Origin of the sequence: Ascidiimonas aurantiaca (assembly GCF_037646345.1) — a bacterium.
Taxonomy (GTDB): domain Bacteria; phylum Bacteroidota; class Bacteroidia; order Flavobacteriales; family Flavobacteriaceae; genus Ascidiimonas; species Ascidiimonas aurantiaca.
In genome coordinates, this window is the sequence record NZ_JBBEWR010000008.1 from 68914 (window position 1) to 84444 (window position 15531).

Genomic DNA, 15531 nt, shown 5'->3' on the forward strand with positions numbered 1-15531 from the left:
ACAAACCCCGGTAACCACTGGGGTTTTTTACCATATTATCTTTAGTTTAAGTTTTTTACCTAAGCGTATTTTCGTAATTTCGCAGGACTTTCAAATAAAAAATTACACTTATGGCCTTTGATATAGATATGATCAGAAAGGTATATGCTCAAATTGCAGAAAGGGTAGATAAAGCCCGCGAAGTAGTTGGAAGACCATTAACCTTATCGGAAAAGATTTTGTATTCCCATCTTTGGGATGGTACACCGGAGAAAGCTTTCGTTCGGGGAAAGGATTATGTTGATTTTGCTCCCGACAGGATTGCATGTCAGGATGCAACCGCACAGATGGCATTGCTTCAGTTTATGCATGCCGGTAAACCCAAGGTGGCCGTACCAACCACAGTACATTGTGATCACCTTATTCAGGCAAAAGTAGGAGCAGAGGCCGATTTGAAAAGAGCTAATGAGACCAGTAATGAAGTTTTTGATTTTCTGGAATCTGTTTCCAATAAATATGGAATAGGCTTCTGGAAACCCGGTGCAGGTATTATTCACCAGGTCGTACTTGAAAATTACGCTTTCCCGGGAGGAATGATGATAGGTACCGATTCACATACGGTAAACGCCGGAGGACTCGGTATGGTAGCGGTAGGAGTAGGAGGGGCAGATGCAGTAGATGTTATGGCCGGAATGCCCTGGGAACTCAAATTCCCCAAATTAATAGGAGTAAAATTAACCGGAAAACTATCTGGTTGGACAGCACCCAAAGACGTTATTCTTAAAGTAGCCGGGATACTTACCGTAAAAGGAGGTACCGGGGCCATCGTTGAATACTTCGGTGAAGGTGCGATCTCCATGTCATGTACCGGTAAAGGTACTATTTGTAATATGGGGGCCGAAATAGGGGCAACTACCTCTACATTTGGTTATGATGAATCTATGGACCGCTATCTCAGAGCTACCGATAGGGCAGATGTGGCAGATGCAGCAAATGAAGTAAAAGAACACCTTACCGCAGATGCGGAAGTATATCAAGATCCCGAAAACTATTTTGACCAGGTGATCGAGATCAACCTGTCTGAGCTTGAACCTCACCTGAACGGGCCATTTACCCCAGATTTGGCTACCCCTATTTCCAAAATGAAAGAAGAGGCCCAAAAAAATGACTGGCCCCTTCGCGTAGAATACGGGCTTATAGGTTCTTGTACCAATTCTTCTTATGAAGATATCTCCAGAGCCGCCTCATTAGCCAAACAAGTGGCAGATAAAAAACTCAAAACCAAAGCAAATTTCACCATAACTCCCGGTTCAGAACAGGTGCGTTATACCATTGAACGTGATGGTTTTATAGATACATTTAATGAAATTGGCGCTACCGTATTTGCCAACGCCTGCGGCCCTTGTATAGGTATGTGGGATCGTTATGGAGGGAAAGCCGAAGATCAGGCACGTAACACCATTGTTCATTCTTTTAACCGTAATTTTGCTAAAAGAGCAGATGGAAATCCTAATACACTTGCCTTTGTAGGCTCTCCTGAACTGGTAACCGCTATTGCTATTTCTGGAAGATTAGATTTCAATCCGTTAACAGATAAACTTATTAATGAAGACGGAGAGGAAGTAACCCTCGAAGAACCCAGAGGGTATGAGTTACCCCCTGAAGGTTTTGCTGTAGAAGATGCGGGATATATTGAACCTGCAAAAGACGGAAGCGCAATAGATGTAAAGGTGTCTCCTGAATCTGAACGTCTTCAGTTACTGGTTCCCTTTAAGCCCTGGGATGGAAAAAACATTACGGGAGCTAAATTATTGATCAAAGCTTTTGGGAAGTGCACTACAGACCACATTTCTATGGCGGGACCCTGGTTGCGTTTCCGCGGACATTTGGATAATATTGCGAATAACACCTTAATAGGTGCCGTAAATGCATTTAACAAGAAAACCAATTTTGTAAAAAGCCAGATATCCGGAGAGTACGGAGGAGTTCCAGATGTGCAACGCGAGTATAAAGCTCATGGAATACCTTCCATTGTAGTAGGAGACCACAATTACGGAGAAGGTTCATCCAGAGAGCATGCAGCTATGCAGCCAAGACATTTGGGAGTTCGGGCAGTTTTGGTTAAATCGTTTGCCAGAATTCATGAAACCAACCTCAAAAAGCAGGGAATGCTGGCTCTTACCTTTGCCAATGAGAACGATTACGATCTCATACAGGAAGATGATACCTTTAACTTTACAGATCTGGAGTCTTTTGCTCCCGACCGTCAGCTTACTTTAGAAATTGTTCATGCAGATGGTTCCAAAGATACTATTAAAGTAAATCACTCCTATAATGACAGTCAGATAGAATGGTTTAAGGCAGGTTCTGCACTCAATCTTATAAAAGAACAGAACAAGAGCTAAAAATAAGAATTAAGATAATAATTAGAAAAATGCCTGAGAACCCTACTCTCGGGCATTTTCTTTTGAAAGAATATATAATAAACAGTGATACAACCGCCCCTGCTATTCAACATCTGAATGCAAATTCAAATTCTCTCCCCGAAGCAACCCTTTCCCGATACGTTTCTCAATATTTATTGTTAGTTTTGAAGAGCAATGGTAACCATTGCAATTCTTGTTATGAAAATAAGCAAAAAGACTATACGCAGTTTACTATTGATGTTACTGGTAGGCATATTCTTTATTCCTCCGGTAGCACATGAATCAAAAGTTTTTCTCAATCGTATATTGGCATTTAGCCCTAATACCGTTCCTTCGGATGACCGGGAACCAGTAACCGATTTTGACTGGAAGCTAAAAGATGAAAACTGGGAAATATTTAATTTTAAACGTTCAGAAGGCAATGTGGTTTTTGTGCATTTTTGGGCATCCTGGAAAATACCTTCAGTTGCTGAGGTAAAAAGTATCCAAAAGCTCTATAATGAGTTCAACGGAAAAGTAGATTTTTATATTATTACCAATGAGATGAGAGAGCCGGTAGTAGAGTTTATGGAGGAAAATGAGTATTCCTTTCCGGTTACCTACCTGATCATTGGTGAAAAAATGCCTTTTGATGCCAATAAAGTACCTTCCTCATATATCATTGATAAAGATGGCCTCATTGTGGTTCAAAAAGAAGGAATAGCCAATTGGTATAGCAAAGATATACGTGATCTTCTTGAATCACTGATAAATGACTAAAATTTCAAACCATGAAGGTTACCCGGGGAAGACTCATCAACATTTTTTTTATACTGCTTATTGTGGCCTTGGTTTACCCGCCTACCGGCAGAGAGATTAAAGCAATAGCCCACAGAATAGTAGCGTTAAGTCCCTTTATCACGAAAGAAAGCGACCGTATGGAAGTGCTGGATTACAATTGGGTATTAAAGGAAATGGAAACGGGCAATACTTTTAATATGAAAGAAGCCAGAGGAAAAGTAGTGCTTGTTAACCTGTGGGCTACCTGGTGCCCTCCCTGTATAGCAGAAATGCCAAGCCTGCAAAAGCTGTATGATGATTATAAAGATAAAGTAGTGTTTTTGTTTGTAACCGATGAAAGCGCCCGAAAGGTGAATGTATTTATGGAAAAAAACGGATACGATCTCCCTATTTATAATTCAGTGAGTAAAATACCCGCAGAACTGTATTCTCGAAGCATTCCGGCAACGTATCTTTTAGATGGTAACGGTAAGATTGTAATTAAGAAAAAAGGGGCGGCAGACTGGAATAGCAAAGCCGTAAGGGAACAAATAGATCTGTTACTGGAAGAATTATAAATTATTTTCTAAAATATTTAAAGGGAACTACCAGCATACCAAAACATTCCCCATCTTTTTTACCCAGATGTTTGTGATGAATTTTATGGGCTCTTCTTATACCACGGGCATATCGGTTATTTGCCTTCCTGAATAATTTAAACCGTTGGTGTATAAAAATATCATGTACGAGGAAATAAGTGGCTCCATAGGCTACGATACCCAATCCAATAGGCCAGCCATACCAAAACCAGGTATTATCGGCTACCATAATAAAAGACATACTCACCACAGCATAGAAAATAAAAAAAGCGTCATTTCTTTCAAACCAGGAATCATGGTCTTTTTTATGGTGGTCCCTGTGTAAAACCCACAAAAAACCGTGCATTACGTATTTATGGGTAAACCAGGCCATGAATTCCATAATACAAAATGTAATTAAAAAAGTGCTTATCCAGATAAAAGTATGCATAGTATTCGCATTTGAGTAAAGATAATCAGATCAAATTGAATCTACAGTTAAAATAAGAAGAAGCCAGCAAACCAAATTTCTGATAATTTGGAACACGTATTCGGGTATTCTTTATTTCTATGGGGGGTGTATTTTTAAGTTTTTGAAGAAGTTTTGAATAATATCTATAGGCTGTATAAACACCAAATTTTGCTTCTCCCGGAAGTTTTAAGATACCCTGGTATCCCTTTTGAAAATCGGCTTCAATTTCTTCAATAATACGTTTTTTCGAAAGTTCATCTAATGCATCCAGGTTTGTATTAGGGAAATACGTTCGGCTCAGGTCTTCATAATCTGCTTTGAGGTCTCTCAGGAAATTTACTTTTTGAAAAGCAGAACCCAGAGCCATAGCAGATTCTTTGAGCTCTTCATAGCGTTTCATATCTCCTTTTACAAAAACAGTAAGGCACATGAGCCCTACTACATCTGCTGAACCATAAATATACTGCTCATATTCTTCTGTAGTAGTATATACCTGTTTTACAAGGTCGAGACGCATACTGTGTAAAAATGCTTTTATCAGATCATGATCAATCTGATATCTATGAACTGTGTGCTGAAATGCATTGAGAATAGGGTTCAGGCTTATCTTTTCATCAAGGGCCCTGTAAAGTTCATTTTCAAAACGATTAAATAAGTTTTCTTTGTCATAGTCATGAAAAGTATCTACAATTTCATCTGCAAAACGAACAAAGCCATAAATATTGTAGATATCCTGTCTAATAGAAGGCGCCAGCATTTTCACAGCAAGCGAAAATGAAGTACTGTACGATTTGGTTACTAAGCGGCTGCAACCGTATGAAACCTGGTCAAAAATTACTTTCATCGGGTTTTTAGTTTAGTTTTTGAATTAACTCTGCAACCAATTTTCCGGATATAAGCGAGGGGGGTACCCCAGGCCCCGGCACTGTTAACTGCCCTGTAAAATACAAATTTTCTACCTTTTTGCTTTTTAGTTTAGGTCTTAAAAAGGCAGTTTGCATAAGAGTGTTGGCCATGCCGTAAGCATTTCCTTTATAGGAATTGTACTCTTTTACAAAATCATTCACACAAAAAGATCTTTTAAAAAGCACGTTTGACCTTACTTTTTGCCCGGTTAGTTTTTCAAATCGGTCTATTATAATGTCAAAGTATTGTTGTCTAATTTCAGGAGTATCTTCTATACCGGGAGCAATAGGAATAAGAAAAAAACCATTTTCTTTTCCTTCGGGCGCCATGGCAGGATCAGTGACAGAAGGAAAGTTGGCGTAAAATAAAGGCTCTTTGGGCCATTGAGGGTCATCATATATATTCCGGGCATGGGTATCAAAGTTTACATCAAAAAAAAGATTATGATGGTGTACATTGTTGAGCTTTCTGTCAAACCCTACATAAAACAATAAAGATGAAGGTGCAAATGTCTTTTTTTCCCAGTATTCTTCAGAATACTGGCGATATTCAGGATCAAGCAATGTTTCAGAGTGGTGATAATCTGCGCCCGATACTACAATGTCTGCATAGAAAACATCATTGTTAGTTTGTACGCCCGTTACTTTGCCTTTATGTACTACAATTTTCTCTACGGGAGAAGAAGTGTGTATTTGTACTCCCAGCTCTCTGGCCAGTTTTTCCATAGCAGCAATAACCTGATGCATTCCTCCTTCAGGATGCCAGGTACCCAAACCAAAATCTGCATAATTCATAAAACGATAAAAAGAAGGAGTTTTGGTGGGTTTTGCACCCAGAAAGAGTACTGGAAATTCCAGAATAGATATTAATTTTTCATTATTAAAATCTTTACGAACATCCTGGCTAACCGTTCTGAAAAACTGGGCAACTCTACTCATTGTTTTGGGCGTTACCAGTTCTAAAGGCGACACGCCGGGGCGATATACGATATCTTTAATAGCAATATCATAATTCTCACCTGCTTTTGAAATAAATTTTTTGAGCTTTTGAGAGCTTCCGGGTTCAATACGCTCAAACTCTTCATAAATTTTTTCCAGAGAATCACCAATAGTAATTACCTCATCCTTAAATATTACCTGGTAAGCGGGATCAAGTTTCTGTAACGTATAATAATCTGAAGGCTTTTTTTCAAAGTCTGCAAAAAAGCGTTCAAAAATATCGGGCATCCAATACCAGCTAGGGCCCAGATCGAAAGTAAAACCTTCTTTTTTAAACTGTCTGGCTCTACCTCCCACAGTTGCGTTTTTTTCAATAATAGTAACTGAATTGCCTTTCCTTGCCAGGTAAGACGCGGCTGAAAGTGAGGAAAAGCCGGAGCCGATTATGACGATTTTTTTCTTCATGTTTAACAAATATATTAAAAAGTTAAACAAAAAAAAGTACCGATCTGTAATTTACAAATCTTTAACAACCTGTTCAATGCTTTCAAATGTATGTACACTTTTGGGTAATGTCTGTAAATTCAGGTGTTTAATTTGCCTGCCCAGTATCCATAACTGATTTTTACCGGAAGTATTTATTTCAGTACAAAACTCATCTACATATTCCTGAACTTTGTATTGATCCGGTTGAACCGTGAAATAGGATAAAAAAGTGATCGAAGAAAAGTATTTAAGTAAGTCTTTCAAGCTTTCAATAGGAACCGTTTGTCCCAGGTATATAGAATGATACCCCCTTAATACAATTTCGTAATTAAGATATAACAAACCAATTTCATGTATTTCGTTTTCGGGAAGATACAGAACAAAAATATTGTCTTTTCGGCTGGGCTCTATCATCTGGAGCTTCTCCGTATTGATGAGTATTTTTTGTTTTACCAGGCTGGTTATAAAATGTTCATGAGAGGGACTTATAGTATCTGTCTGCCATAAAAGCCCCAGTTCATTAAGTAAGGGTATGAAAACCTCATAAAAGATCTCTCTAAAGGTTTTTGTAGTAAGTAAGTTATTATAGGTATTGTAAAAAAGCGTTTGATCAAAATTGATCATAGCAAGTTTAAAAGCATTAATAGAATGACTTTTAACGCTATTTTCCGAAATTATTTGACGAACCAGTACCGGAATACGCTCTTCTTCAATTTTTGCTATTTTGGAGATTTTGTACCCGTGATTGTATAATAGGGTAATATTTAAGAGTTTTTGAAGACTACTTAAAGGATATGAACGTATATTAGTAGAAGTACGCTCAGGTTGTAACAGGTTATAGCGCTTCTCCCATATTCTAATGGTATGAGCCTTAATACCTGTGAGGTTTTCAAGGTCTTTGATGCTAAAATGTTTTTTTACATTGTTCATCTTTCTGGAAAAACTTTTAAACAAAAGTAATAATTTATTGGTCTTGAATGCAAAACATTTAGTTAAAATACATATTCAGATCGATTAAAAGTAGGTAGTAAGGATTTTTCCTCTGCCATAAAGGTGGTATTTCCTTTTTTCAGATAGTGGAATCTCCTCTTTTAATTATAAAAAATTGATTTTCAGATGCTTGAAGATGATCTTTTGAGACGTTTATGAAAAACAAATATAGGTTTTTGAAACCTCAGAATAATATGCGAAAGTGGAATGGTTACGTGCGGTAACCTATTAAATTCTTTGACAAAAAGCAGTGTTTAAATAATACACCACTTTTTTAAGCGGTTTATGCTACTTAGTGCCCACGACTGGATTCGAACCAGCACGTCCTTTCGAACACCACCCCCTCAAGATGGCGAGTCTACCAATTTCTCCACGTGGGCGGAGATTGAGATAAAGATAAGGTATTTTCCTTAGCTGTGACCCGACTGGGGCTCGAACCCAGGACCCCAACATTAAAAGTGTTGTGCTCTACCAACTGAGCTATCGAGTCTAATAAAAATAAGCCTCATTAAAAGGCTTATTTTTCTAAAAGTGACCCGACTGGGGCTCGAACCCAGGACCCCAACATTAAAAGTGTTGTGCTCTACCAACTGAGCTATCGAGTCTAATAAAAATAAGCCTCATTAAAAGGCTTATTTTTCTAAAAGTGACCCGACTGGGGCTCGAACCCAGGACCCCAACATTAAAAGTGTTGTGCTCTACCAACTGAGCTATCGAGTCATGAAGCATTTCAAGAATGCGGGTGCAAATATAAGATCAATAATTTATTTTTCAAGTTTAATTTACCATAAATTTGTCTTTTTTTTAATGAACGCTTCTAAACATTTGCTAATAAATTAATTGTTACTATTTAAATGATTATTCTCATTGGATACATGGGTAGTGGAAAAACTACCATTGGTAAGCTGCTAATGCAAAAAACAGGGTGTCCGTTTATAGATCTCGATGCCTTTATTGAACAGGAAGAACAAATGGCTATTTCCGAGATTTTTGAAAAAAAGGGAGAGATCTTTTTTCGTAAAATAGAAAATGAATATTTAAAAAAGTTACTGAACGGTAAAAAAGAGATGGTGCTTTCGGTAGGAGGAGGAACGCCATGTTTTGCCGGGAATATGGATATATTACTCAACGCAACACCAAATGTAATGTATCTGAAAGCCTCTGTTTCCTGGCTAACTGAACGACTCATTTCTGAAAAATCTCTCAGACCCCTCATAAAACATATTCAGGATGAGGATATGGAAGAGTTTATAAGGAAACATTTGTTTGAACGTAATTATTACTATCTCAAGGCGCCTTTTAAAATTTCTATAGACCATAAATCCCCTGAAATGATTGCAAATGAAATAATAGATTACTCCAGGTAAACGGCATCCTGATTTTTCCCAAATACTACCTTAACATGTTCCTGCAATGAGGTTGACAACGAGATACCCTTAAAATCTGCTTTTACAGGGTAGCGTTTGTGGTTCCTATCTACAAGAACAGCTGTTTTAAACTTTTTTACAGGAACATTCAGAAAGTGTTTCACACTGTAAATAAGCGTAGATCCCGAATTCAGAACATCATCGGCCAGCACAATACACTTATTGGTATAATATTCATCAGGTAGAGAAGTGCTTACCTCCTGTAACGGATCTTTTTTGTTAATGTGCACTTCGCAAATAGTGATTTTTATAGTGCATATCTGCTCTAGTACATCGCGTATTTTGTTCGCAAACTTTAGGCCTTCAGGAGCGATACCGGCAAGAAGGATCTCTTCTTCACTGGCAAACGTCTCATAAATTTGCCATGCAATTCGCTTAATTTTGTGTTGTATCTCATCATGAGATAATATTTTATTCTGTACGCCGGTCATATTATTTTTTTTCAAAGATAAAAAACAGTTCGTTGCCTTTTCGGGGAGCAATAGAATTGTAACACCTTTCCAGTGTTTTAACAGCATAGTATTTCTGAAACCTGTTGTGATATTCCACTTGATCACCACCAAAAGGAGGTCCCTCTTTGGTTAACGGGAAATCGAACAAAACACCTGCCAGTTTCCCCCCTTTTTTTAACAGGTTATAGGTTTTTTGAACGTATTGATCACGCAACTTTGGTAGTAGGGCACAAAAAAAAGTTTGTTCGAGTATAAGGTCATACTGTTCGGAATGTTGAAAAAAATCTTTGTGTAACAGTTGGTTTTCAGGAAAACCAGGGACTCTGTTTTGCAGGCTTTCTAAAGGCGCCCGGGCAATATCGAGCACATAGACCTGGTGAAATCCCTGTTCAAAAAGATATTGGGCTTCATACGAATTGCCGGCACCCGGTATTAATACCTTAATATCTTTATTAGTGAGTTGATCAATATATTCTTTTAAAGGGCTGGATACATATCCTATATCCCAACCGGTACGCTCATCCTTATAGCGCTTTTCCCAGTAATCACTATTCAGTAAAGCTTCACTCATCTTCATGGTCTTCTTTGTAATCATCAATTTCCCTGCGGTCTTTTTTAGTAGGCCTGCCGCTGCCTTTCTTTCGATAATAGTCCTTAGCATGTTTTAACAGGTCAACATGCGTAAAAGCCTCTTGCGGGGTGGTATCTTTACGGTAAATATCAACCAGTTTTGCACCAACACGGCTTGCGGGGATATCTAATATGGTAAGTTGATAATTTATTTGATTTTTTCGAACACGTATCTTGTCAGAAGGATATACCTCCCGGGAGGGTTTTACTACCTGCTCATTAACTTTTACATGCCCTTTTTTGCAGGCTTCCGTAGCCATATTACGAGTTTTAAAGTATCGGGTACACCAAAGGTATTTATCAATTCGCATAACAGCGTTGCAAAATGTTAGTTTAACACTTGAACAAAAATAAGGGAAAATTGTATCTTGCGCTTTTTAATTACTGTTTCAATGATGAAAATAAACAAGTCTGTAATAACAGGAGTGGTTTGCATGGCATTTGGGTTTTATGCCTGTAACAACGATGATGACGGAGGAGGGGCTGAAGAAATAAGAGATGCTGCAGAAGTGGCTGTAGAAAATGATGCAGCTATTGTAGAATATCTGGAAACACATTTTTATAATTATGAAGAGTTTTCTAGTCCTCCGGCCGATTTTGATTTTCAGATAGATCTGGATACTATTGCCGGCGAGAATGCTGGTAAAACACCGCTTATAGAGCAGGTGATTACCCAAACGATCTTGGTACCAGACCGTAACGATAATGATATTACCTACCGGTACTATGTATTAAATGCCAGAGAAGGTATTGGACAACAACCTACTATTGCAGACTCTGCATTTGCAAAGATAAGGGGTGTTTTGCTGGATGGAACCGTGTTTGAGAATCAAACCACTTCATTATGGTACGATCTTATTGGTACCCGTAGTGCCGGGAACCCCGGGACGGTAAGGGGTTTTGCAGAGGCAATGACCGAATTTAAAGCTGGGGGAGAGCCTATAGATAATGGCGATGGTACTTTCACCGTTAATGACTTTGGAGTTGGGGCCTTTTTTATTCCTTCGGGACTTGGTTTTTTTGCAAATACCACGGCAACTATTCCTTCTTATTCTCCGCTTATTTTTAAAGTACAGTTACTGGCAGTAAATACGGCAGATCATGATAATGACACCATACCTTCCATATTGGAAGATGTTGATGGTGATGGAAATCCGCTAAACGATGATACAGATGGGGACCGGGTTCCCAACTACCTTGATTTTGATGACGATAATGATGGTGTACGTACGTCTGAAGAGTATGATCGTAATGGCGATGGTATTCCCGATGACTCTGATGGAGACGGTACACCCGACTATTTGGATGAAAATGTTCGTTGACGGTAAACACAGCAGCTAATAAAAATATAAGCCCTTTTGCTTCTGCAAAGGGCTTTTTTAATGTCAGTTTACTTGCTAAATGGGCTACACATTATAAATTTTCAGAAACATTTCATTCTTAAAAAAAGATGCAGGTACGAAACTCACAAAGGCCGTGAACACAAACAATTTGACCAATTGGTGGGATTCGCTCGCAGCATTTATTGCCTTGTTGTGTACAACTTCCTCCTTTAATTTCCTTTAGCTCATTTCTATTGAGTTTTTTAACTCCAGAGATATTTGAGATTTTCTTCATTTTTAAGGTCTTTTTAGATTAGATCTTGAATATAAGAAAAATACTACAAAACTAAAAAGATTTGACAGAGCTTTAATATTTTATGATAATGATTTTTTGCGTCTAAAAACGGTTTACTACGTAAGGTTATAGATTCAGATAGTTCCAAAGGTCATCGAATATATGCTTGTAACGAATAGAGGTGGGTTTAGTGTATTCGAGAAATACTTTAGGTTTAGAGCGAAAGTTGGTTGCAGCAAAAAACGAAGGTACTAGGAATAGTGCCTTCGTTGTATAATCTTGTATAACCGAAACCAAAGAGTGTATATTATATAAGGTAATTATAAGGTAAACCCAAATGGTATAATACTTAACTCTTTATAAGTTTCAGTAAACCACTTTATTTAGAGAAAGATGCAAGTATTGCCCCGGCAAACACCTGCCTCACAAATAATGATTCCTGGAGGGAATTTTTGGCAGCATATTCTACCCTCCTGGGTACAGGAACCTCCTCTGATTTGTCTTAGTTCATTTCTGTCGAGTTTTTTAACTCCTGAGATTTTTGAGATTTTTTTCATTTTGTTTTTGTTTAAATTACTAATTCATTTGAAGGTTATGATTATAACCTTTTCATTCAATGTTTAAGGATTAGGCAGGGATCAGGGTACAAAAACGACCGGTACACTGACCAGGAGCACATCGGAAAGTACCATCCCGAAGCTCCTGACAACAAATGCCACTTTCTTCATAACATTGTGTCCCTCCTTTTATATTCTTCAGGGCTTGCCTATTGAGCTTTTTTGATCCTGAAATATTTGAAATTTTTTTCATTTCGTTCCCATTTAAATTGGTAATCATAAAAAAGCTATGATCATCATAGCCTTTTTACGAATGCTTAAGGATTAGCGTAATAAAGGCAAATAAATCCTCCTCTACATTCACCGGGATAGCATTGTGTACCTCCCGGAGAAACCTGGCAACAAAGTCCGTCTTGGTCAAAACACTGACCTCCTTTTATATTCTTCAGAGTTTGCCTGTTGAGTTTTTTAGCTCCTGAAATATTTGAGATTTTTTTCATTTGTTCTGATTTAAGTTAATAGTAAAAAGGTATCCTTTAATTAACATTTAAGGATTTGGGAAAAACACACAAAAACGTCCTCCTCTACACTCGCCAAGAGCGCATCGGGTACTGCCGTCGGAAAGAACTCTGCAACAAAGTCCGTCCTGGTCGAAACATTGTCCTCCTTTTATGTTCTTCAAATCCTGTCTGTCAAGTTTTTTAACACCTGAGATATTTAAGATTTTTTTCATTTTGTTTTGATTTAAATTATTAATAATAAATTTTATTTATTTCAGACACTTTGGAAATACTTTATTTCACGGGACTGCGTAAACCGATTAAGGATTAGGGAAAAAAACACAAAAACGTCCTCCTCTACATTCGCCGGGAGCGCATCGCGTACCACCATCGGAAAGAACTCTGCAACAAAGTCCGTCCTGTTCAAAACATTGCCCTCCTTTTATATTTTTTAGGGTTTGCCGGTTGAGCTTTTTGGCTCCTGATAGATTTGAGATTTTTTTCATTTTGTTTTGATTTATTTATTGGTAAAAAGCATAAAAATACCTTTACATGTTCCAGATCTTCCCACTCCAGGCTATGTAAGGCTTATAAAGCTATTCTTTAGGATTAGGCAGAAAAATAGCATAAAGGTCCCCAACATTGCCCTGGGAAACATTCGGCAGGACCGCCTCCTGGTGGAATGAGGCAACAAAGATCTCCCTGTTGAACACATCCACCTCCTTTAATATTCTTTTGAGTCTGTCTGTCGAGTTTTTTTACTTCTGAGATTTTGGATATTTTTTTCATGATTACATGGTTTATAAATTAGTAAGGTTTTGTTTTTACAGAAAAACACATCCGCCAAAACGCGTACAGATCCCCGGTTCACATTGAAGGGTACCTTGTACAAAAAAGCAACAAAATCCACCACCGGGACCGCAGAATCCGCCGCCACCTGTGATAGTTTTTTGGGTTTTTCTGTCCAACTTCTTAACTCCTGAATTTTTTAAAATATTTTTCATGGAAACTGAGTTTAAAAATTTGAATAATGTAAATACGTATTAATTATGTAAGATAAATTTACTTAATTAAAATATATTCCCTTTATTTTGAATGTTAATTGTTTGAATTTTAACAGATTGAAAAAAATATCTGACAGGAATAATTAAGGAGAGTTAGAAACCAAAAAAAGCACCTTAAAAAAGGTGCTTTTACAGATTTATGAGTATTGAGGGAGTTACTAGAGTTTTACCGATAAGCTTAGAATAAGTTGTTCTGGTCGGGTATCAATACGTCCTGAGCCGGAAAGGCCTACAAATTCAGCTTCATTATCGCTAAAACCTCGTTCATATCTAAGGTCTATGCCAATGTTACCGATATTAAGGCCTGCACCAATGTTAAAACCTACGGTTAAATCATTTTCTACATCATTTAGGGTAATTCCATCCAGATCGGTATCAAGAATATACTGGATTGAAGGCCCTGCAAAAACGCTTAAAGGACCAATCACATCGAGACCTACTAAAAGTGGAACATCAATTTTGCTCATATCAAATTTGTCACCATCATAATCACTTTTGGTCTTTGTATATACCAATTCGGGCCGCAGATAGAGCGTTCCCAGATCTACTTTACCCCAAACCCCCAAATGAAACCCTACATTAGCAGTAGGGTCTTCTGCAATGGCTCCTGCATCTCTAAAATACTCCCCGTTAGAATTGTAGTTAAGTCCGCCTTTTAGACCAAAACCGGAATCTTTTTGTGCAAATGTCACAGCACTTCCTAACATTAAAATACATACAATTACTTTTTTCATGTGTAATGTTTTTTAGATTAAAACAGTATAGGTTACAAAAACCCTACCATTTACTATTTTCGGTTTATTACTTTTAAAACAGCACTTTCTATAGATTTATTGTTCAACCCGTATTTTTCCATGAGTTGTTCGGGTGTACCGCTTTCTCCAAAGGAATCTTTTACGGCAACAAATTCCTGAGGTGCCGGGTGATTTTGTACCAGAACTCTGGCTACGGTTTCTCCCAATCCGCCATGAAAATTGTGTTCTTCAGCAGTGACTACACAACCGGTTTTAGCAACCGATGTTAAAATGGCTTCTTTATCTATAGGCTTAATGGTATGTATATTAATCACCTCTGCACTAATACCTTTGTTTTCAAGAGTTTCTGCGGCAAGCAGGGCTTCCCATACCAAATGCCCTGTGGCTACAATAGTTACATCAGTACCTTCATTTAAAAGAATGGCTTTCCCAATAGTAAATTCCTGATCCTCGGGAGTAAAGTTAGGTACTTTAGGCCTTCCAAACCGGAGATACACCGGCCCGTGGTGATCGGCAATAGCTATAGTTGCTGCTTTGGTTTGATTATAATCACAAGGGTTAATAACCACCATACCCGGCAACATTTTCATAAGGCCTATGTCTTCCAGTATTTGGTGGGTGGCACCATCTTCACCAAGAGTAAGGCCGGCATGAGAAGCACATATTTTTACATTTTTATCAGAATAGGCTATAGATTGCCTGATCTGATCGTACACACGCCCTGTAGAAAAATTGGCAAAAGTACCCGTAAAAGGTATTTTCCCGCCAATAGTGAGCCCTGCGGCAATTCCCATCATATTAGCTTCTGCGATCCCTACCTGAAAGAACCGTTCCGGATTTTCTTCGGCAAAGGCATCCATTTTTAAAGATCCGGTAAGATCTGCACACAAAGCCACTACATCAGGGTTAGTTTTTCCCAGTTCGGTGAGTCCGGCTCCAAATCCGCTACGAGTATCTTTTTTTCCTGTATCTGTATATTTTTTCATATTGTTTCT

Annotated in this window: 22 protein-coding genes and 4 tRNA genes; 5 read left to right on the forward strand and 21 right to left on the reverse strand. The window is 38.0% G+C overall.

Translation table 11 applies throughout. The annotated features are described in order from the left end of the window. Positions 1-110 precede the first annotated feature (110 nt). The 3 genes from WAO84_RS09720 to WAO84_RS09730 all read left to right on the forward strand — a co-directional run bounded on the left by WAO84_RS09720 (position 111) and on the right by WAO84_RS09730 (position 3742). Positions 111-2384 (forward strand): aconitate hydratase, encoded by a 2274-nt coding sequence (locus tag WAO84_RS09720; protein WP_340065421.1) that lies wholly within the window; start codon positions 111-113, stop codon positions 2382-2384. A 219-nt stretch (positions 2385-2603) separates the two neighbouring features. After that, positions 2604-3164, forward strand: a complete 561-nt coding sequence (locus WAO84_RS09725; protein ID WP_340065422.1) for a TlpA family protein disulfide reductase — start codon at positions 2604-2606, stop codon at positions 3162-3164. Positions 3165-3175: 11 nt separating this feature from the next. Continuing rightward, complete coding sequence (locus WAO84_RS09730) at positions 3176-3742, forward strand: TlpA family protein disulfide reductase (RefSeq protein ID WP_340065423.1); 567 nt, start codon at positions 3176-3178, stop codon at positions 3740-3742. A 1-nt stretch (position 3743) separates the two neighbouring features. Here the strand turns inward: WAO84_RS09730 and WAO84_RS09735 are convergent, their stop codons facing one another. The 8 genes from WAO84_RS09735 to WAO84_RS09770 all read right to left on the reverse strand — a co-directional run bounded on the left by WAO84_RS09735 (position 3744) and on the right by WAO84_RS09770 (position 8254). Further along, positions 3744-4193 carry a sterol desaturase family protein gene (locus tag WAO84_RS09735; RefSeq protein ID WP_340065424.1) on the reverse strand — a complete coding sequence of 150 codons (450 nt, stop codon included), beginning with the start codon at positions 4191-4193 and terminating at the stop codon, positions 3744-3746. Between the two features lie 25 nt (positions 4194-4218). Continuing rightward, the gene (locus WAO84_RS09740) at positions 4219-5058 is read right to left on the reverse strand and encodes a phytoene/squalene synthase family protein (RefSeq protein ID WP_340065425.1); all 840 of its coding nucleotides are present in this window, start codon (positions 5056-5058) and stop codon (positions 4219-4221) included. Between the two features lie 7 nt (positions 5059-5065). Further along, entirely contained in the window at positions 5066-6523 is a 1458-nt protein-coding gene (locus WAO84_RS09745) for a phytoene desaturase family protein (RefSeq protein WP_340065426.1), read from the reverse strand. Between the two features lie 51 nt (positions 6524-6574). Continuing rightward, positions 6575-7474, reverse strand: a complete 900-nt coding sequence (locus WAO84_RS09750) for a MerR family transcriptional regulator (protein ID WP_340065428.1) — start codon at positions 7472-7474, stop codon at positions 6575-6577. A gap of 356 nt (positions 7475-7830) precedes the next feature. Continuing rightward, positions 7831-7914, reverse strand: a tRNA-Leu gene (locus tag WAO84_RS09755). A gap of 37 nt (positions 7915-7951) precedes the next feature. Next, positions 7952-8024, reverse strand: a tRNA-Lys gene (locus tag WAO84_RS09760). Between the two features lie 42 nt (positions 8025-8066). Further along, positions 8067-8139 (reverse strand) — tRNA-Lys (locus WAO84_RS09765). A 42-nt stretch (positions 8140-8181) separates the two neighbouring features. After that, positions 8182-8254, reverse strand: a tRNA-Lys gene (locus WAO84_RS09770). Positions 8255-8388: 134 nt separating this feature from the next. Between WAO84_RS09770 and WAO84_RS09775 the strand changes: the two genes are divergently transcribed. Beyond that, positions 8389-8901 carry a shikimate kinase gene (locus WAO84_RS09775; protein ID WP_340065429.1) on the forward strand — a complete coding sequence of 171 codons (513 nt, stop codon included), beginning with the start codon at positions 8389-8391 and terminating at the stop codon, positions 8899-8901. On the opposite strand, the gene WAO84_RS09780 is transcribed toward WAO84_RS09775, so the two are convergent. From WAO84_RS09780 to WAO84_RS09790, 3 genes are read right to left on the reverse strand one after another with little or no spacing between them, the layout of a single operon-like run. Further along, on the reverse strand, positions 8889-9392 hold the full coding sequence (locus WAO84_RS09780) for a phosphoribosyltransferase family protein (protein ID WP_340065430.1): 504 nt from the start codon (positions 9390-9392) through the stop codon (positions 8889-8891). The two genes, WAO84_RS09775 and WAO84_RS09780, sit on opposite strands and share 13 nt — an antisense overlap. A gap of 1 nt (position 9393) precedes the next feature. Then, a complete protein-coding gene (locus tag WAO84_RS09785) occupies positions 9394-10008 on the reverse strand; it encodes a methyltransferase (RefSeq protein ID WP_340065431.1) in 615 nt (204 codons plus the stop codon). After that, the gene (locus WAO84_RS09790) at positions 9977-10354 is read right to left on the reverse strand and encodes an RNA-binding S4 domain-containing protein (protein ID WP_340065432.1); all 378 of its coding nucleotides are present in this window, start codon (positions 10352-10354) and stop codon (positions 9977-9979) included. Before WAO84_RS09790 ends, WAO84_RS09785 begins: the two co-directional genes overlap by 32 nt. An 81-nt stretch (positions 10355-10435) precedes the next feature. Between WAO84_RS09790 and WAO84_RS09795 the strand changes: the two genes are divergently transcribed. Beyond that, positions 10436-11365 carry an FKBP-type peptidyl-prolyl cis-trans isomerase gene (locus WAO84_RS09795; protein ID WP_340065433.1) on the forward strand — a complete coding sequence of 310 codons (930 nt, stop codon included), beginning with the start codon at positions 10436-10438 and terminating at the stop codon, positions 11363-11365. Between the two features lie 118 nt (positions 11366-11483). Here WAO84_RS09795 and WAO84_RS17210 read toward each other — a convergent pair whose 3' ends face one another. From WAO84_RS17210 to WAO84_RS09840, 10 genes are all read right to left on the reverse strand, one after another. Continuing rightward, entirely contained in the window at positions 11484-11660 is a 177-nt protein-coding gene (locus WAO84_RS17210; protein ID WP_422614484.1) for a bacteriocin-like protein, read from the reverse strand. Positions 11661-12043: 383 nt separating this feature from the next. Then, positions 12044-12217: a hypothetical protein gene (locus WAO84_RS09800; protein WP_340065434.1), complete on the reverse strand. Its 174-nt coding sequence runs from the start codon at positions 12215-12217 to the stop codon at positions 12044-12046. A gap of 70 nt (positions 12218-12287) precedes the next feature. Continuing rightward, positions 12288-12470 carry a hypothetical protein gene (locus WAO84_RS09805; protein WP_340065435.1) on the reverse strand — a complete coding sequence of 61 codons (183 nt, stop codon included), beginning with the start codon at positions 12468-12470 and terminating at the stop codon, positions 12288-12290. Positions 12471-12534: 64 nt separating this feature from the next. Further along, on the reverse strand, positions 12535-12717 hold the full coding sequence (locus tag WAO84_RS09810; RefSeq protein WP_340065436.1) for a hypothetical protein: 183 nt from the start codon (positions 12715-12717) through the stop codon (positions 12535-12537). A gap of 47 nt (positions 12718-12764) precedes the next feature. Beyond that, positions 12765-12950 (reverse strand): hypothetical protein, encoded by a 186-nt coding sequence (locus WAO84_RS09815; RefSeq protein WP_340065438.1) that lies wholly within the window; start codon positions 12948-12950, stop codon positions 12765-12767. A gap of 87 nt (positions 12951-13037) precedes the next feature. After that, entirely contained in the window at positions 13038-13223 is a 186-nt protein-coding gene (locus WAO84_RS09820) for a hypothetical protein (RefSeq protein ID WP_340065440.1), read from the reverse strand. A 103-nt stretch (positions 13224-13326) separates the two neighbouring features. Then, positions 13327-13506, reverse strand: a complete 180-nt coding sequence (locus WAO84_RS09825) for a hypothetical protein (RefSeq protein WP_340065441.1) — start codon at positions 13504-13506, stop codon at positions 13327-13329. Between the two features lie 35 nt (positions 13507-13541). After that, a complete protein-coding gene (locus WAO84_RS09830) occupies positions 13542-13721 on the reverse strand; it encodes a hypothetical protein (protein ID WP_340065443.1) in 180 nt (59 codons plus the stop codon). Positions 13722-13939: 218 nt separating this feature from the next. After that, a complete protein-coding gene (locus WAO84_RS09835; RefSeq protein ID WP_340065445.1) occupies positions 13940-14515 on the reverse strand; it encodes an outer membrane beta-barrel protein in 576 nt (191 codons plus the stop codon). 53 nt (positions 14516-14568) lie between these two features. Then, positions 14569-15522 carry a transketolase family protein gene (locus tag WAO84_RS09840; protein ID WP_340065446.1) on the reverse strand — a complete coding sequence of 318 codons (954 nt, stop codon included), beginning with the start codon at positions 15520-15522 and terminating at the stop codon, positions 14569-14571. Between the last annotated feature and the right edge of the window lie 9 nt (positions 15523-15531).

What these genes read in the sequence shown, in the direction of transcription:
- WAO84_RS09835 (WP_340065445.1), bottom strand. Translation starts at nt 14,515, where the DNA reads ATGAAAAAAGTAATTGTATGTATTTTAATGTTAGGAAGTGCTGTGACA.
- WAO84_RS09730 (WP_340065423.1), top strand. Translation starts at nt 3,176, where the DNA reads ATGAAGGTTACCCGGGGAAGACTCATCAACATTTTTTTTATACTGCTT.
- WAO84_RS09790 (WP_340065432.1), bottom strand. Translation starts at nt 10,354, where the DNA reads ATGCGAATTGATAAATACCTTTGGTGTACCCGATACTTTAAAACTCGT.
- WAO84_RS09830 (WP_340065443.1), bottom strand. Translation starts at nt 13,721, where the DNA reads ATGAAAAATATTTTAAAAAATTCAGGAGTTAAGAAGTTGGACAGAAAA.
- WAO84_RS09735 (WP_340065424.1), bottom strand. Translation starts at nt 4,193, where the DNA reads ATGCATACTTTTATCTGGATAAGCACTTTTTTAATTACATTTTGTATT.
- WAO84_RS09785 (WP_340065431.1), bottom strand. Translation starts at nt 10,008, where the DNA reads ATGATTACAAAGAAGACCATGAAGATGAGTGAAGCTTTACTGAATAGT.
- WAO84_RS09745 (WP_340065426.1), bottom strand. Translation starts at nt 6,523, where the DNA reads ATGAAGAAAAAAATCGTCATAATCGGCTCCGGCTTTTCCTCACTTTCA.
- WAO84_RS09720 (WP_340065421.1), top strand. Translation starts at nt 111, where the DNA reads ATGGCCTTTGATATAGATATGATCAGAAAGGTATATGCTCAAATTGCA.
- WAO84_RS09825 (WP_340065441.1), bottom strand. Translation starts at nt 13,506, where the DNA reads ATGAAAAAAATATCCAAAATCTCAGAAGTAAAAAAACTCGACAGACAG.
- WAO84_RS09810 (WP_340065436.1), bottom strand. Translation starts at nt 12,717, where the DNA reads ATGAAAAAAATCTCAAATATTTCAGGAGCTAAAAAACTCAACAGGCAA.
- WAO84_RS09775 (WP_340065429.1), top strand. Translation starts at nt 8,389, where the DNA reads ATGATTATTCTCATTGGATACATGGGTAGTGGAAAAACTACCATTGGT.
- WAO84_RS17210 (WP_422614484.1), bottom strand. Translation starts at nt 11,660, where the DNA reads ATGAAGAAAATCTCAAATATCTCTGGAGTTAAAAAACTCAATAGAAAT.
- WAO84_RS09795 (WP_340065433.1), top strand. Translation starts at nt 10,436, where the DNA reads ATGATGAAAATAAACAAGTCTGTAATAACAGGAGTGGTTTGCATGGCA.
- WAO84_RS09805 (WP_340065435.1), bottom strand. Translation starts at nt 12,470, where the DNA reads ATGAAAAAAATTTCAAATATTTCAGGATCAAAAAAGCTCAATAGGCAA.
- WAO84_RS09820 (WP_340065440.1), bottom strand. Translation starts at nt 13,223, where the DNA reads ATGAAAAAAATCTCAAATCTATCAGGAGCCAAAAAGCTCAACCGGCAA.
- WAO84_RS09800 (WP_340065434.1), bottom strand. Translation starts at nt 12,217, where the DNA reads ATGAAAAAAATCTCAAAAATCTCAGGAGTTAAAAAACTCGACAGAAAT.
- WAO84_RS09750 (WP_340065428.1), bottom strand. Translation starts at nt 7,474, where the DNA reads ATGAACAATGTAAAAAAACATTTTAGCATCAAAGACCTTGAAAACCTC.
- WAO84_RS09740 (WP_340065425.1), bottom strand. Translation starts at nt 5,058, where the DNA reads ATGAAAGTAATTTTTGACCAGGTTTCATACGGTTGCAGCCGCTTAGTA.
- WAO84_RS09840 (WP_340065446.1), bottom strand. Translation starts at nt 15,522, where the DNA reads ATGAAAAAATATACAGATACAGGAAAAAAAGATACTCGTAGCGGATTT.
- WAO84_RS09725 (WP_340065422.1), top strand. Translation starts at nt 2,604, where the DNA reads ATGAAAATAAGCAAAAAGACTATACGCAGTTTACTATTGATGTTACTG.
- WAO84_RS09815 (WP_340065438.1), bottom strand. Translation starts at nt 12,950, where the DNA reads ATGAAAAAAATCTTAAATATCTCAGGTGTTAAAAAACTTGACAGACAG.
- WAO84_RS09780 (WP_340065430.1), bottom strand. Translation starts at nt 9,392, where the DNA reads ATGACCGGCGTACAGAATAAAATATTATCTCATGATGAGATACAACAC.